Genomic DNA, 14,989 nt, shown 5'->3' with positions numbered 1-14,989 from the left:
CTCTCATTCTTGAATATATATGTTCAAAGCTATTCGCCTTAAACCGTTCCCCATGCTACTCTTTCAGTGAGCCTACCAGTACGCCTTTGACAAAATACTTTTGCAAGAAAGGATATACTGCGATAATCGGCATGGTCACAACGATCATCATCGCCATTGTGAGCGATTTCGAAGTGATTTGCCTTGTCTTCTCCATAAGTGCAACCGATGCGCTATCCAGCAAAGAGCTCTGCCCGGATACAATATTGGCATTCAAGGTTTGACGTAATATCGTCTGGATCGGCAGCAATTTTTCGTTGGTAATATAAATGCTCGGCAAGAACCAGTCGTTCCAGTGGGCAACAGCTGTCAACAGAGCCAGCGTAGCGATAACCGGTCCGGACAGAGGGAGAATAATTCGAAAGAATATGCCCCATGTACTGCAACCATCAATATTTGCGGATTCTTCCAATCCGACCGGAAGACTCTTGAAGAAAGTACGGAAAACAATCATGTTCCACACACTGATCAAAGACGGAATAATGAATACCGCAAACGAATCCATCATGCCAAGTGAACGGATCAGGAGGTAGGTTGGAATCAACCCCCCACCAAAGTACATCGTGAAAACAAAGAACACCATGTAGTAGCTACGTCCGATCAGGTATGTGCGGGTCATTCCATACGCCAGGAGTGCAGTCATAAATATGGAGCTTACCGTCCCGACAATGACACGAGCCACAGATATTAGAAATCCGTTTATCAAACGTTCGTCTTTCAATATGATTTCATAGTTTTCCAATGTGAACTCTCTTGGCCAGAAAGTGATCCCGCCCTTGGCGGTATCTACGCCCACGTTGAACGATACGGCGATCGCATTCCAGAACGGATAGAACGCCGAGAAGGCTAGTAAACTGAGCAAGGTATATATCACAATAAGCATGATCTTATCGTTAAAGCTGATTCTTTTTAACATGTTGCACCTCCTACGGGTAGACTAGTTCTTACCATAAGCTGTTACCGGATCTACGGGCTACATAATTCGCAATCGTAAGCATCCCGATACTAATGATCGCCTTGAATAATCCGATAGCAACCGCATAGGAATAGCGATGTGTCCCAAGACCCACGCGATATACGTAAGTGTCAATGACGTCCGAAACTGGCCTCAGCACCGGATTAGTCGCCAAGAGCAAGATGTCTTCGAAGCCCGCATTGAGCAAGCTGCCGATGGCAAGAATCATGAAGATAGCGACTACTGGTATGATGGAAGGCAGCGTAATGAGATAGATCTGCTTAAACTTGCTTGCCCCGTCAATGTCCGCGGCTTCATACAAATGCGGATCGACACTGGCAATCGCCGCCAGATACACGATAGAAGAGAATCCGATTTCTTTCCACACATTGACCGAAACTAGGATTGACCAGAAATATTCTTTCAACGAGAGGAAGTTGATCGGGTCGTCTATCGCTCCCACTTGTTGCAAAATCATGTTTACGCTTCCATTCTCCGTGGATAGCATAGCCATTGTGAGACCCGCTACGATAACCCATGAAAGGAAATGGGGCAGATAGGTAATCGTCTGAATGATTCTTTTGAAAAACATATGGCGAACTTCATTCAGCATGAGCGCGAGTATAATTGGCGCCGGAAAGCCGATGCAAAATTTCAGTAAGCTGATGATAATCGTATTGCGGATCAGCCTCTCAAACTCCGGGGCGTTGAAAAAAGCTTCAAAATGCTTAAATCCTACCCAGGGATTTTCCCAGATGTTCGAGCCTGTAAACAGGTTGTAATCCATAAATCCGGTTAATACCCCGTACATCGGCAGATAGGAAAATATGAAAATCAAAATAATTCCTGGAATGACCATCAGCTGGACATCCCATTGCTTCAGAAAGCGTACTAAAAGGCTTTTGTTGTGAGCTTTAAGCTGCCGGGACACCGGTGGTTGCTGCTGTTCTGTTGTCGCTTGCGGCATGTTCTTCCTCCCGTGTTCAATTAATATAGATACCTGCGGTACTTCAGAAATCGTCTCTATTCATCTGTAAGTAACCGTTTGCAATGCACTTAAGAACATTCTACCTTTGGGAATTTATTGAAACTATATAATAAAACCCCGATTTTTTATACTTCTACGGGATTTTTTATTAATTGCTTATTTAAAAAAGTATAAAAAAGAGCACGGGCTACCTTTTTTTCATCATGAGATACGGTTAAACCGCGCTATCTGTGAGATCTTTTATGGAAATATCGAGACTCGCTCCATTGGCAACAGTATCTTGTAAACCACTAAAATAGATGTCACAATAAATAGAATATAAGTGATGTCTCCAAAGACCTCACCAAACCGTTTGAGGAAAAAACCAATGTGCATTTGACATGAGGAGGACACAAACTTATGAGAACAATGAAACTTGGAAGCAGTACATTAGAGATACCGGTCGTTGCCGTTGGCTGCATGCGTATGAATTCACTGGATAAAACCGAGGCTGAGAAATTTGTTCAGTCAGCTCTGGAAGAAGGTGTGAACTTCTTTGACCATGCGGATATTTATGGCGGTGGAACATGTGAGGAAATATTTGCTGATGCAATTGATATGAACGATGATATTCGTGAAAAAATCATCCTTCAATCCAAGTGTGGAATTCGACAAGGGATGTTCGACTTTTCCAAAGAGTATATTTTAGAATCGGTGGACGGTATCCTTAAACGACTGAAGACTGATTATTTGGACGTTTTGCTTCTTCACCGTCCAGATGCGTTGGTTGAGCCTGAAGAGGTAGCGGAAGCTTTCGATCTTCTTGAAAGTTCGGGAAAAGTCCGACATTTCGGTGTTTCCAATCAAAATCCACTACAAATCCAATTGCTGAAGAAGTCGGTCAAGCAGCCGCTTGTTGCAAATCAACTGCAATTAAGCATTACTAACGCCAACATGATTTCTAATGGAATTAATGTAAATATGGAGAACAACTCTGCTGTAAACCGAGATGGCAGTGTACTTGATTATTGCAGACTTAACGACATTACCATTCAACCTTGGTCGCCATTCCATTACGGATTCTTTGAAGGTGTTTTCCTTGGAAACGAGAAGTTCCCAGAATTAAATCAGACGATTGATAAAATTGCGGAGAAATATGAAGTTAGCAACACGACCATCGCGATCGCTTGGCTTTTACGCCATCCTGCACACATGCAACCGGTTATCGGTACGATGAATATCGATCGGTTAAAAGATTGCTGTAAGGCAAGCGAGGTCTATATGACACGTCAAGAATGGTACGAGATTTATCGTGCAGCAGGCAATGTGCTTCCTTAAAGCAGTGCGCTCAGTTGTGTGAAAAAAGGGGATGTCCCAAGAGGTCTATTGACCTGGGACGTCCCCTTTTGTCTGTTATAAGACGCTACGGTGTACGCATCGTTCCTTATATATGAAGCTTTACCTCAACCACAGTCGAGAAGAAGGTAGCACCTTCCCCGAGATCAGAAAGCCGGTCTGATGTGAGAGCATTTGCCCGCTGCTTGCGCCCCTCACCTTCCCACCACAGTCCCTGACTTACAACCGTACCGGGCAGCATTTTATCCGTCACCTTGGCACGTACCTCATATGTTCCACGATCATTATATACGGTAACCCACATGCCATCCTCGATGTCCCTCTCTGCCGCATCTTCCGGATGGATTTGCAGAAAAGGCTCCTTCTCCAGCTTCTGATGCTTGGGAACGTTAGCGAATGTGGAGTTTAGGAAGTTATGGTTCGGTGGCGAAATAAACATTAGTGGGTATTTATGACCCCGCCCCCGACGAATGCCGTCATATCCTTCCTTCAGCGGTACATAGGTCGGCAGCGGTGGAAGCCCTGCTGTCTCCATTGCAGCCGAATACAGCTCGATTCGGCCTGATGCCGTCGGCAGGTTGTTCAAGTAAGAGGCGTATGGCGTCATATCCAGCTTCACATGACGGTGTTCTTTCAAGCCGCTCAAGGTAACCCCGTTCAAATACGGATTGTCTGGATAATCCAAAGCACGAGCAATCATCTCTTCTTCACTTTCAGAGAAAGCAGCCTCATTAAAGCCCATTGCACGTCCCAGAAGAGAGAATAGCTCCACATTACTTTTGCTCTCACCCAAAGCTGGAATGACCGGTTCCTGTAATTGTATATATTGATGCCAGTAAGAAGCGAACACATCGGTATTCTCGAAAGAGGAGGTCGCAGGCAGTACGATATCGGCGTACTTGGCCGTATCCGTCATAAACAAGTCATGTACGACGGTGAACAGATCCTCCCGTTCAAATCCGGCTCGTACCCGCTCCGTATCCGGTGCGACAACGAGCGGATTGCTGCAATAAACGAACAGCCCTTTGATAGGCTTGTCCGTCATGGCAAGCGCCTCACCGATCCGGTTCATGTTAATCGTACGCGCTTCTGGATTCGGACGCAGATCCGGCCGTTCCAACGCTTCGCTATTCATGCTGTTATATTCGCCGTTCATTTTGGTTGCACCGCCGCCCTGCTTCAGCCAGTGCCCGGTAAGACCCGGCAGACAGGTGATACTGCGTACGGCCATACCGCCGTTGTCGTGATGCTGAAGTCCGTTGCCAATATGGATATGAGCGGCCTCTGCCTGTCCGTACATAGCTGCCAATCTTTCGATATCGCTGGCAGGAATGCCCGTTACCGAGGATACATATTCAGGCGTATACCCTTTCACATGCTCCCTAAGCTCCTCATGTCCCAAGGTGTATTGCTGCATAAACTCCTCGTTCACCAGACCATCCCGAAACAAAATATGCATTATACCAACAGCAAGAGCCGTGTCGGTTCCCGGATAAAGCGGAATGAACCAATCCGCCCACTGCCCGGTCTGGTTCCGATGCACATCAATAACGACCACCTTGGCCCCGTTTTTCCGTGCCTTCTCCGCGAGCACCACCTGATGCATATTGGTGCTGACAATGTTACCGCCCCAGACGATAATTACATCCGCATGAACCGTCTCCTCCGGAATGGTCCCTCCGTTAAAACCCATGACCGACTTCCAGCCTTCATTTCCAGCTGAATTGCAGATGCTCTGCTTCAGCTTGCTCGAGCCAAGCGAGTTGAAGAACCTCCGGTCCATTCCGTCTACGCCGAGCACGCCCATATTGCCATAAAAGCTATACGGTAAAATACTTTCGGGCCCATATTCCTCGGAAAGCGTCTTAAACCGCTCCGTAATTTCCGACACCGCTTCATCCCAGCTGATCCGCTCAAAAATCGCAGCTCCCTTCGGGCCGGTCCGTCGAAGGGGATACAATAGGCGTTCCGAATGATACACCCGTTCCGCCATGTTCCGTACTTTATTGCAGATTGCGCCCTGGGTGACAGGATGCTCCGGATTTCCGGCTACCTTCACAATTTTCCCGTTCTCTTTATGCAGCAGCAGGCCGCAAGTATCCGGACAATCCAGCGGACAAACCGCTGGGAATACGCCATTCTCCTCATGAATCATTCCGTTATCTCCCCCTTGAAGTAAGCTGCACAGATCCTTATATCTTAAAACGAAGAAGGCTTTTTCGTAAAGTGAACACATTTTATATACTTTCTATGAAATTCCTTTTTCTTATGTGTTTCAGCCTTCATCCAGCTGGGTAAGTTCGTAACAAGAGCATGTAAGAGGAGCCAGACCCTTTCTCTTATTGCCGAATCATGGACTACTCCCAAAAAAAATTCGCCGTGCCGTGTTTCTTCCCCCGAAACCTGGCATGGCGAATTTGTTTTTGTATCCTTTTATAGATTAGGCATGTTTCTTCTTCAATTCAGGTGAATGGGCCGCTTTAGACGAAGCTTGAGCCTGATCAGCCGCTACCGGTTTACCATCCTTCAGGTATACAGCCCAGTATGCCAATGCTACGAATATCGCTCCTCCGACCATATTGCCAAGCCAGACAGGAATAAAGTTCATGAAGTATTCTCCCCAGCTGAAATAGCCTTCAAAAATCGCTGCCGGAATCAAGAACATATTAGCAACCACGTGCTGAAATCCGATCGCTACAAAAGCCATGGTCGGGAACCAAATTCCGAGAATTTTACCGCTCATATTGTCAGATCCATAGGAGAGCCATACGGCTAGTGCTACAAGCCAGTTACAACCGATACCGGAAATGAACGCCTGCAGGAAGCTGTCATCCAGTTTATGTCCTGCCAAATCCACCATCTTGTCTAGATAAACACCACTGCTCGTCAGTCCAACGACATGCCCGAAAAAGTAAGCTACAAATATCGCGCCCACAAAATTACTCAAGGTAATGAGGGTCAGATTCTTAAGCGCTTCACCCCAAGTGATCCGCTTTGCCACTTTCGCCAGGGATATCGCCATCATATTGCCTGTAAGCAGCTCCCCTCCGGCAAGCAGAACTAAGATGAGTCCGATCGGGAACACGGCTGCACCGATTAAGCTGACTATTCCGCCCAACTCTTTAGGTGCACCGGCAATTACACGTATATCTAGCAGATAACCGAGCGCAATAAATGCTCCCGCCAAAAAACCAAGGATTAACACGGTCAAAAGTGGATTATGTGCTTTTTTGACCCCATTTTCCACAGTGATTTCCGCAATCTGTTGCGGCTTATAGTATGCCATCCCTCTATCCCCTTTGTACCATTTATCTTAAAAATTATCTATTTTATTTCATTTTAACGTAAGTAAGAAATTTCGAACGTAAATTATGTCACGTTTGTTTACTGTAATACATTTCCTTACCGCAACACCGCTTTAAGGCTTTAAATCAATTTGTTTTTTCTTTATAATGGCGGAATGGATGGGTCATACATCGGGAAATCTATCTAAATAACATCTAGGAGACTCCATTTATGAATTTGAAACAAAATCTGCTTCGCAAAAAACCAATCCCCCAACTGCATGGCGGTGAGGTTCGCTCCTCTTTGAAAAAACAGCTGGGCGCAATGGACCTCATCATCCTTGGCGTCGGCTCTATTGTGGGGACAGGAATTTTTGTATTAACGGGCGTAACAGCGGCTACCCATGCGGGACCGGGACTGATTCTCTCGTTCCTGCTGGCAGGCATGATCTGCGCCTTCTGCGCGCTGTGCTATGCAGAATTCGCTTCAACAGTACCCGTATCAGGAAGCGCCTACACCTACAGTTATTCTACTTTCGGAGAAGGATTCGCCTGGATTTTAGGCTGGGATCTTGTTCTGGAGTATGGCTTTGCCAGTGCACTCGTCTCCAGCAGCTGGTCCGGTTACGTTCAGAGCGTACTGGCGGGACTCGGCATTCATCTGCCGACGGCGATCAGCAGTGCCTTTAACCCTGCCGAGGGCACTTACGTTGACGTTCCAGCCATTATCATCGCTTTGATTGTCGCTTGGATCATTTCCCGCGGTGCCAAGGAATCTACCCGTCTAAACACGTTCATGGTATATCTGAAGGTGGGTGTCATCCTGCTGTTTATCGGAGTCGGTGTGTTCTATGTCGAACCGGATAACTGGACTCCCTTCATGCCCTTCGGATTTGGAGGGGTTATGACCGGTGCAGCCATCGCTTTTCTGGCGTATATCGGATTCGATGTCATTGCAACGGCAGCAGAAGAAGTGAAACAGCCGCAGAAGAACCTCCCGATCGGCATTCTTGGATCGCTCGCCATCGTATCCGTTCTATATGTAGCGGTTACCGCTGTACTGACGGGTCTCGTTCCGTATAACCTGCTGAACGTAAAAGACCCTGTCGCTTTCGCACTGCTTTATATCCAGCAGGACTGGATGTCGTACTTTATCTCGCTTGGCGCCATCGCTGGTCTGACAACGGTGCTTATGGGAGTTATGTTCGGACAATCCAGACTGCTGTATTCACTGGGCCGGGATGGACTGCTGCCGAAAAAAATGAGCTCCGTTCATCCCAAGTCACAATCGCCACAATTCAGCACTTGGGTAACCGGTATTGGAGTCGCACTGTTCTCTGGCCTCGTTCCCCTTGGTAATCTGGCCGATCTCGCAAGCATCGGAACGTTGTTCGCCTTCATCTCCGTATCGCTCGGAATTATCGTGCTGCGCAAAACCCATCCGGACCTGAAACGTACATTCCGCGTGCCCTTTGTGCCGTGGCTTCCGCTGATTGCAATCATCAGCTGTGTATACTTGCTGACTACGCTGCAGCGTATCACCTGGATCGGCTTTATTGTATGGCTGGTGATCGGGATAATCATTTACGCTGCATATGGATACCGTAATAGCAGACTTGGTAAAGAGGAACCGTCCGAATAAGACTTTTATTAAGAAAAAACCTCACTTTGAACAAAGTTTGATCAAAGTGAGGTTTTGATTATTTAACTCCAGTATAGATATTGCACTCCAATTAACAATGTGATGTTAACGGGAACATAAAGTTACCCTTCAGCAATGACTTTTTCGTAAAGACGAATAAAGCATCATCATCATTTGGCATAATGGTTTGTGTCATGCCCTCAATTGTAAAATCAGGTGTGAAATAAAATACCACTTTTTTCGTTGTTTCCTTCACAATGCTTGCTAATACAGCTTCAACATTTGGTGCATTTAACGAAATGATATCAAAAATATGCAGAGTATCTTCTTCTTCCTCCATTAGCACAATCGTTTCTAAATCTTCCACATATAAAATGGCTTCATGAAATACTACTGTGAAATAAAACATTAATAAACTTTCGTTATGCTCAACATCTAAAATCATTGAGTTTACATGGCGATTTTTCGCAAATTTCTCAAGTAATGCAAGATCATTTTCAATAGCAAGCTGCATTACTTTTGCATCCATATTCATTTGAATTGAGCTTTTTGCTAGGTCTAAGCTAAACTCACTTTCATTTAGACGTGTAAAGCCAAACTTCGGGTAAAAATCCAATACAGTATCATTCGCAAAAAGATACATGAAATCACAGGTATTTTCGTGTTCTTTCATAATATGTTGCATTAATTGCTTAGCCAAACCTTGATTGTGATAATTTTCATCTGTCATTACTGTACCAATCTGAATCCCTTTATACTTTTTACCATTAATAATTATTGACATTTTATTAACCGAAGCATTTGAGATAACCTTATCTTCATCAACAAATGAATACGGTATATATTTGTCATTCCAATACCCTTTGTTGTACCAGCCTCGAAAATCTAATTCGAATGTTTTCATAGCTAAGGCATTAAAACTCTCCTTCAAGCTTTCATTATTACGATAATCACTTACTAATTCATATTTTCCCATTTAAATCCCCTCCAATTTTTGTTTCAGATGATGCCGGATCAACCGAGAGAGGAAGTCTCAAGCTGACTACAGAAGCTAACAAAAACAGAATACCTGCCGTGAAATATACAACGACGATGGAGGTGGAAGCCATAAACATGCCTGTGCTTCCCGACCCGATCAGCAACATGGCAGTAAAGACCGGCGTCATGAGTCCGTTTAACCTTCCTACAAATTTCTCATCCACCTTCCGAATCATAACGGCCATCAAGGCGGTCTGGGCCATCGCTAGAAGCAAGCCTGTCAGGAAACGCATCGTTCCGGTCAGGACTGGCCATATGGACAGCACCTCAACAAAGGTGGATATACCCAGAAAGGCAAGTCCGCTGAACAACAGAACAGAACCTTTTAACTTCCCGGCGATAACTGCAGCGATGACACCGCCGATGAGCATGCCAAAGCCTTCTAGCGCTGTGAACCACTGTACGCTTGTCATATCCAGATGAAGCCGTTCCGTTATAACAAAAATATCAAGCGGCTGAATTAAACCGGAGCCCAGTGCCAGGATGATATAAACAACAAGCATCATTTTAATCAGCTGGCTCGTTCTGATATAGGAGAATCCTTCACGGAGTTCTTTCATAAATGATCTATCGGATGACGCCTCTACACCTGTTGAATCGTCGATCGAGGACGGAATGAAACTGATTAGAATCGCCGACATACCGAATACCGCGAGCAAACTAGTGAGCGACGCCTCCAGCCCGAAGGTCTGGTATATCGCCGTCCCTACAATCGGCCCAGCAATAATAAAGAGAGACATCATCGTCTGTGACAACGCCGTTGCGGCTGGAACGTGTTCATCTGGTAAACAACGTTTAATTATTTTCATCGAAGAGGGCTGCGAGAATTGGGACACCACCGCTGATATGAGTGTAACACCAAAGACGGCCTGCCAATATCCCGCCAGAACGACAAACAAGACGAGGAGTATGGACAGAAAGCTGAGTATATCTCCCCAAAGCATCGTTCGCTTGGGACGCCAACGATCCGCCAGAACACCTCCTATAATTGAAAAGATGAATATTGGAGCATATTGGATCACGGTCAATAGAGATACCGCAACCGGGCTATTGCCGCTTTTCTCCATAATAAAGTACAGCAAAGCCATGTTACGAATCCAGATGCCGACATTCTGTAAAAGGTCGGACATCATCAGAAGAACAAACGAACGGTTAGTAATCAGATGTTTCATAGAACATTTCCCCCTTTAACAAGATTAAACCGACTAGTCGGTTTATATTAAATCGACGAAACAGTATACCCGCTCGTTTAAGCCGGATACTGTCCGCGACAATTACACTTAAACAAATTAGAGACTATAGCTGGTTCAGCTATTGAACACTTTTCGCCCTCATCACCCCGTGCAGAAAGTAACCGACACCTTTACGGTACAATAAACGCAATTCTTCAGTAGAGCGTTCATAGGAAGAAGTAGACATGCCGTCCAGCATCGAGGCAAAAATAACTGAAATCTCATCAACATCATTTTCTGGCAGAAGCCCCTGCTCAGCACCCTCCAGAAAAATTTCACGATACAGCTTCCGTGGTCCTAGCACAATGGTAAGAATCTGATCCAACAGACTCTTATTATCTGGATTGCTGAGATAAAATTCCTCTCCGACCTTTGCGAGCGGGTTCTGAAAGTCATTCACCATATGTTCCGCAATACCGTATAATTTCTCCTCAAAGCTCGTAAAACTGCTTTGTTTCTCTGTCCAAGCATCTATCCACTCCCGGTTCTGCCGAGCGAGAAGCTGAAGAAAGAGCTCTTCTTTGCTTTCAAAGTGATAGTAGATACTTCCTTTACTGACACCAATGTAACGGACAAGCTCATCCATAGAGGTCGCAGCGTATCCGCGCTGGATAAACAGTTCTTTCGCTTTGTCGAGGATCAGGTCGCGTTTTCTGAGTGCTTTATCGGTAGTCAATGCAAACCCTCCCTTACAAGAAAACAGTTACTTCACCAAAAAACCGACTGTACGGTTTAATTCTAAAGGAGATGTGTTTGGATGTAAAGAGACACCCTCCCCATAATTTTACCTAAAATAAGGATGCCGTATATCCGGCATCCTTATTCATACGTTTATGATCGATATTGTTCAACCAAAAAGCCGTCTTATTCAATGTTCCACACCGCTTCTCCATCCTTTAACGGAATCCTATAAGTCAGCTTCAGACCTTTGACCTCTTTACTTACCTCATATGGGATTTCTCCCTGCAGCTGTTCTCCCGGGGCGAGCTTGCCGTCCAGGCTTTGCTTAATATCGGAAGTGACAACAGGCATGTACATCTCACCGCTGTCATCAGACAAACTGAATGAAAGAGCCGAGGAAACGACCAATTCCTCATCTCCCGTGTTCTCCACGCTTATATCAAGAACTTTCAGAATGTTGCCTTCCTGAGGTTTCAGGAAATCATCGCCATTCGACTCCCTGACAGAATGAACGGTAACGATCATACCGTGATAGTTCAGCGCTTCTCCGATGCTTGCAGGCTGATCTGAAGGTGCCTTGACAGTCGTCTCCTTGGGAGCCTCTTCTGAGTCCGCCATCTTCTCTTCTGGCTCGCTTCCCGCCTCTGTTCCTTGATCCTGTTCTACATTGGTAGTGATTGTATCCGTAATCGGTTCCTTTTCTTTATCATTCGAGCATGCCGCGGTCAACAGCAGTCCGCATAATGCCGCTGTTAGGATCATTATTTTACGGGTAGTCATCGTCTCTCATCCTCCATGTTCAGTTTCTGTTCTCTATCTACCATGGATTAATTCGCCATAAACTTCCATATTCCTGCCAATTGTTAAAAAAAGCCCCCCTTGCTTGCAGGGAGGCTCTGTTCAACGTAGATGGTCAAACGTAATTGGAAGAAATACTCGGTGCCTAAGATTGCTTTATGCGTGAACTGGCTCTTTTGCCTTCACCTCAGGCAACGCCGAGAGTCCTACAGTATTCAGGAAGTTCCAAGGTTTGTTGTAATGCGGTTGGAAGAAGAAGTCGATAAATGCAAGCTGGTCTATCGTCATCCCGTTCTGGATACATACCGACAAGGTGTTTATCGACTGGGTCAAATCCACTTCGGAAAGGATCTGCGCACCCACCATTTTGCGGCTGTCTTTTTCAAAAACGACCTTCAGGGTTACCGATTCAAAAGTCGGCATGAATTCAGGGCGGTAATGGTCGGTAATTGTGACCGTGTCCACATTCATTTTTTCACCTGCACAGGCCCCTTCGGTCAATCCCGTGGAAGCAATGTTGAGATTGTATATTTTCAAACCAGAGGTTCCTTGAGTGCCCATGTACTCTGTCGTCGGCTGTACAAGATTACGCGCTACCAAGGTCCCCATCCGGACGGCATTTGTCGCCAGTGGGATATAAGCCGTCTTCCCTGTTGGATTATAATGTACAGAGCAGCTGTCTCCAGCGGCGAAAACGTCCTTTTTACTGGTTTGCATATATTTGTCTACAATAATCGCTCCATTCGGGAGCATATCCACTTGATCCTTCAGCAGTTCCGTGTTTGGACGGAAGCCGATACAGAGAATGACCAGATCCGTTTGTATTTCCCCATTATCGGTAATTACACGGCTGACCTTTCCGTCTTGCCCCCCAAATGATTGAACCGTCTGATTCAGTGCCAACTCTATGCCTTTGTTCAGGAATGACTCCTCAATTTTCTCGCTGAACTCAGGATCCAAATATTTATTAAGAATCCGCTCTTCACTGTCAATCAGCGTCACTTGTTTGCCGTTCATCTGAAAGGCCTCTACAAGCTCAACACCGATGTAGCCTGCACCCACCACTGTAATATGCTTGGCATCCTTCGCTTTTTCAATAATGGTATTGGAATGGTTATAGTTTTTGCAGAGCAATATATTATCAAGATCAATTCCATCCAGCTTCGGAACAATCGGCCAGGAACCAGTCGTAACAATCAGCTTGTCAAAAGAGTCCTCGAAGCTTTCACCTGTCAGAACATTGCGGACCTTCATAGTCTTGGCATCGGTATCCACGGACAGAACCTCATGAAGCATCTTGGTGTTCACACCAAGCTCATCCAGTTTCTCAGGCGAAGAATAGAACAATCCGTCTGGATCTTTAACGACGCCTCCTACATAAAGAGCAATACCGCAGGACAAAAAGGAAATATTATCATTTCGCTCATAAACGGTAATTTCGGCATTAGGATAAAGCTTAGCTGTGTTGACAATGGCTGCCGTTCCGGCATGTGTACATCCGATAACTGCTACTTTCATGGGTAGGTTCCTCCTCAGAATAAATCTTTATTTGTTTAAGATGGTCTGTTTGATACAGAATCATGCTTGCTTTCTTGTGAATTATTTCACCTTTGATTAGTCTTTATTCTAGTGTGATTTATTTCACATTGCAATAGGTATGTTGCAATCGTCATACTTTGTTCATAATTTCACATGTTCTATGTGAAATTGCATCTTGACAGTAAATAGGTCATGTTGGATGTCATTGATCTCTGTTTTTCTGCTCATTCTCCTGACATACAGTTGATGAATCCATACGGGGCTATGGGGACTCATCAGGCTGAAGCGGTATTGGAGGAAAACAGCAAAAAACCACCGGATACAGGCTGCAAGGCCTGTCCCGATGGTTCTTGTATAGATGATGTGTTAGCACTCATATGCAGCTAATCCTTACCCAAGCAGTGTTTCGATCGCTTCTTTCATCAACTCAGGCGATTCTTTCGGTTCAAAACGCTGAACTACCTTCCCATTACGATCCACCAGAAATTTCGTGAAATTCCATACGATTTCACCATCCGGTGTGTCACCTGGCTGCTCACTTTTCAAATGCCGGAACAGCGGATGGGCTTGTTCACCATTCACGTCCACTTTGGCGAATACCGGGAATGTTACACCATAATTCAGCTGGCAGAACGAAGCTGCCTCTTCACTCGTGCCGGGCTCTTGTCCGCCAAATTGATTGCACGGAAACCCAAGAATTTCAAGGCCTTGATCGCGGTACTGATCGTACAATTTCTGAAGCTCTCCATATTGCGGTGTCAGTCCGCATTTACTGGCTGTATTAGCAATAAGCAGAACCTTACCTCTGTAATCCTCCAAAGAAACATCGCGTCCGGCCGAATTTGTTGCGTTCAAGTCGTAAAGAGTCAAATCCATTCCCTCCCCTTCGTTTAGAGAACAAGGCCCCTGTACCTTCGAAACCTTTATCATCTCTTGCTAACCATCATACCGAAAACGATATCTTAAAAACAAATATCAGGATACAAGAATTAAAAAATCCCTCTCCGGTCTCAACCGGAGAAGGATTAAGCAATTCTAATGATTAATGTGCCGTTCCACCTTGAGCCAATTTCAGCAGCAGATGAGCCAGATTATGCTGCTCCTCCTGCGTTCCGACTTTCCACAGCTCCTGCAAAAGCTTTTCCTCACTGTTGCGGGGTTCTTCATTCGCTGCCAAATATCCAGCCACTTTCTCAGCAGCTTGTGCCAGCTGTTCCTCGTCCAAGCCAATACTTTGCGCGAGTTGAATACGTTTGTGTAAATACGATTTGAAGGAATCGAAATCATTTAATATCCGCTCCTTCTCCCCATCGTCAATCCGGTTCATTGCGTCATCCATCATACTCATATCCAGTTCGCCGTCTTTTTTCACTACATGATTATGTTCAGACATGGTAACGCCTCCTAATTTTTGACTATGGTAACGTATTTTACTTAACTTGCTATGCCAAGCTTGAA

13 protein-coding genes are annotated in these 14,989 nt (G+C 45.3%); 2 read left to right on the top strand and 11 right to left on the bottom strand.

The features are described 5' to 3' along the window. Window positions 1-55: 55 nt before the first annotated feature. Both AC2TF5_RS01730 and AC2TF5_RS01725 read right to left on the bottom strand, forming a co-directional pair. Complete coding sequence (locus tag AC2TF5_RS01730) at window positions 56-955, bottom strand: carbohydrate ABC transporter permease (protein ID WP_491300576.1); 900 nt, start codon at window positions 953-955, stop codon at window positions 56-58. A gap of 28 nt (window positions 956-983) precedes the next feature. After that, window positions 984-1,961, bottom strand: coding sequence for an ABC transporter permease (locus tag AC2TF5_RS01725; RefSeq protein ID WP_491300575.1), 978 nt, complete (start codon window positions 1,959-1,961; stop codon window positions 984-986). A gap of 420 nt (window positions 1,962-2,381) precedes the next feature. Here AC2TF5_RS01725 and AC2TF5_RS01720 point away from each other — a divergent pair, with 420 nt between their 5' ends. After that, complete coding sequence (locus AC2TF5_RS01720) at window positions 2,382-3,299, top strand: aldo/keto reductase (protein WP_491300574.1); 918 nt, start codon at window positions 2,382-2,384, stop codon at window positions 3,297-3,299. A 106-nt stretch (window positions 3,300-3,405) separates the two neighbouring features. Here the strand turns inward: AC2TF5_RS01720 and AC2TF5_RS01715 are convergent, their stop codons facing one another. Both AC2TF5_RS01715 and AC2TF5_RS01710 read right to left on the bottom strand, forming a co-directional pair. Next, window positions 3,406-5,472, bottom strand: coding sequence for a molybdopterin-containing oxidoreductase family protein (locus AC2TF5_RS01715; protein ID WP_491300573.1), 2,067 nt, complete (start codon window positions 5,470-5,472; stop codon window positions 3,406-3,408). A 285-nt stretch (window positions 5,473-5,757) separates the two neighbouring features. Further along, the gene (locus AC2TF5_RS01710; protein ID WP_491300572.1) at window positions 5,758-6,603 is read right to left on the bottom strand and encodes a formate/nitrite transporter family protein; all 846 of its coding nucleotides are present in this window, start codon (window positions 6,601-6,603) and stop codon (window positions 5,758-5,760) included. A gap of 230 nt (window positions 6,604-6,833) precedes the next feature. On the opposite strand from AC2TF5_RS01710, the gene AC2TF5_RS01705 reads away from it, so the two are divergent. Further along, entirely contained in the window at window positions 6,834-8,243 is a 1,410-nt protein-coding gene (locus AC2TF5_RS01705; protein ID WP_491300571.1) for an amino acid permease, read from the top strand. A gap of 91 nt (window positions 8,244-8,334) precedes the next feature. Here AC2TF5_RS01705 and AC2TF5_RS01700 read toward each other — a convergent pair whose 3' ends face one another. The 7 genes from AC2TF5_RS01700 to AC2TF5_RS01670 form a co-directional block, all read right to left on the bottom strand. After that, complete coding sequence (locus tag AC2TF5_RS01700) at window positions 8,335-9,219, bottom strand: GNAT family N-acetyltransferase (RefSeq protein WP_491300570.1); 885 nt, start codon at window positions 9,217-9,219, stop codon at window positions 8,335-8,337. Next, entirely contained in the window at window positions 9,206-10,453 is a 1,248-nt protein-coding gene (locus AC2TF5_RS01695) for an MFS transporter (protein WP_491300569.1), read from the bottom strand. The genes AC2TF5_RS01700 and AC2TF5_RS01695 overlap by 14 nt, the downstream gene beginning before the upstream one ends. Window positions 10,454-10,592: 139 nt before the next feature. Next, entirely contained in the window at window positions 10,593-11,189 is a 597-nt protein-coding gene (locus tag AC2TF5_RS01690) for a TetR/AcrR family transcriptional regulator (RefSeq protein ID WP_491300568.1), read from the bottom strand. A 188-nt stretch (window positions 11,190-11,377) separates the two neighbouring features. Next, window positions 11,378-11,974: a DUF4352 domain-containing protein gene (locus tag AC2TF5_RS01685; protein ID WP_491300567.1), complete on the bottom strand. Its 597-nt coding sequence runs from the start codon at window positions 11,972-11,974 to the stop codon at window positions 11,378-11,380. Window positions 11,975-12,148: 174 nt separating this feature from the next. Then, entirely contained in the window at window positions 12,149-13,510 is a 1,362-nt protein-coding gene (locus AC2TF5_RS01680; RefSeq protein WP_491300566.1) for an FAD-dependent oxidoreductase, read from the bottom strand. Between the two features lie 411 nt (window positions 13,511-13,921). Then, window positions 13,922-14,401, bottom strand: a complete 480-nt coding sequence (locus tag AC2TF5_RS01675; RefSeq protein WP_491300565.1) for a glutathione peroxidase — start codon at window positions 14,399-14,401, stop codon at window positions 13,922-13,924. A gap of 172 nt (window positions 14,402-14,573) precedes the next feature. Continuing rightward, complete coding sequence (locus tag AC2TF5_RS01670; protein WP_491300564.1) at window positions 14,574-14,924, bottom strand: DUF3243 domain-containing protein; 351 nt, start codon at window positions 14,922-14,924, stop codon at window positions 14,574-14,576. Window positions 14,925-14,989 lie beyond the last annotated feature (65 nt).

The organism is Paenibacillus sp. JNUCC 34 (genome assembly GCF_058269055.1).
The sequence above is the reverse complement of the archived record's forward strand: the minus strand, read 5'-3'. Positions and strand labels throughout refer to the sequence as shown.

What these genes read in the sequence shown, in the direction of transcription:
- AC2TF5_RS01725 (WP_491300575.1), bottom strand. Translation starts at nt 1,961, where the DNA reads ATGCCGCAAGCGACAACAGAACAGCAGCAACCACCGGTGTCCCGGCAG.
- AC2TF5_RS01715 (WP_491300573.1), bottom strand. Translation starts at nt 5,472, where the DNA reads ATGATTCATGAGGAGAATGGCGTATTCCCAGCGGTTTGTCCGCTGGAT.
- AC2TF5_RS01700 (WP_491300570.1), bottom strand. Translation starts at nt 9,219, where the DNA reads ATGGGAAAATATGAATTAGTAAGTGATTATCGTAATAATGAAAGCTTG.
- AC2TF5_RS01685 (WP_491300567.1), bottom strand. Translation starts at nt 11,974, where the DNA reads ATGACTACCCGTAAAATAATGATCCTAACAGCGGCATTATGCGGACTG.
- AC2TF5_RS01705 (WP_491300571.1), top strand. Translation starts at nt 6,834, where the DNA reads ATGAATTTGAAACAAAATCTGCTTCGCAAAAAACCAATCCCCCAACTG.
- AC2TF5_RS01680 (WP_491300566.1), bottom strand. Translation starts at nt 13,510, where the DNA reads ATGAAAGTAGCAGTTATCGGATGTACACATGCCGGAACGGCAGCCATT.
- AC2TF5_RS01710 (WP_491300572.1), bottom strand. Translation starts at nt 6,603, where the DNA reads ATGGCATACTATAAGCCGCAACAGATTGCGGAAATCACTGTGGAAAAT.
- AC2TF5_RS01720 (WP_491300574.1), top strand. Translation starts at nt 2,382, where the DNA reads ATGAGAACAATGAAACTTGGAAGCAGTACATTAGAGATACCGGTCGTT.
- AC2TF5_RS01730 (WP_491300576.1), bottom strand. Translation starts at nt 955, where the DNA reads ATGTTAAAAAGAATCAGCTTTAACGATAAGATCATGCTTATTGTGATA.
- AC2TF5_RS01695 (WP_491300569.1), bottom strand. Translation starts at nt 10,453, where the DNA reads ATGAAACATCTGATTACTAACCGTTCGTTTGTTCTTCTGATGATGTCC.
- AC2TF5_RS01670 (WP_491300564.1), bottom strand. Translation starts at nt 14,924, where the DNA reads ATGTCTGAACATAATCATGTAGTGAAAAAAGACGGCGAACTGGATATG.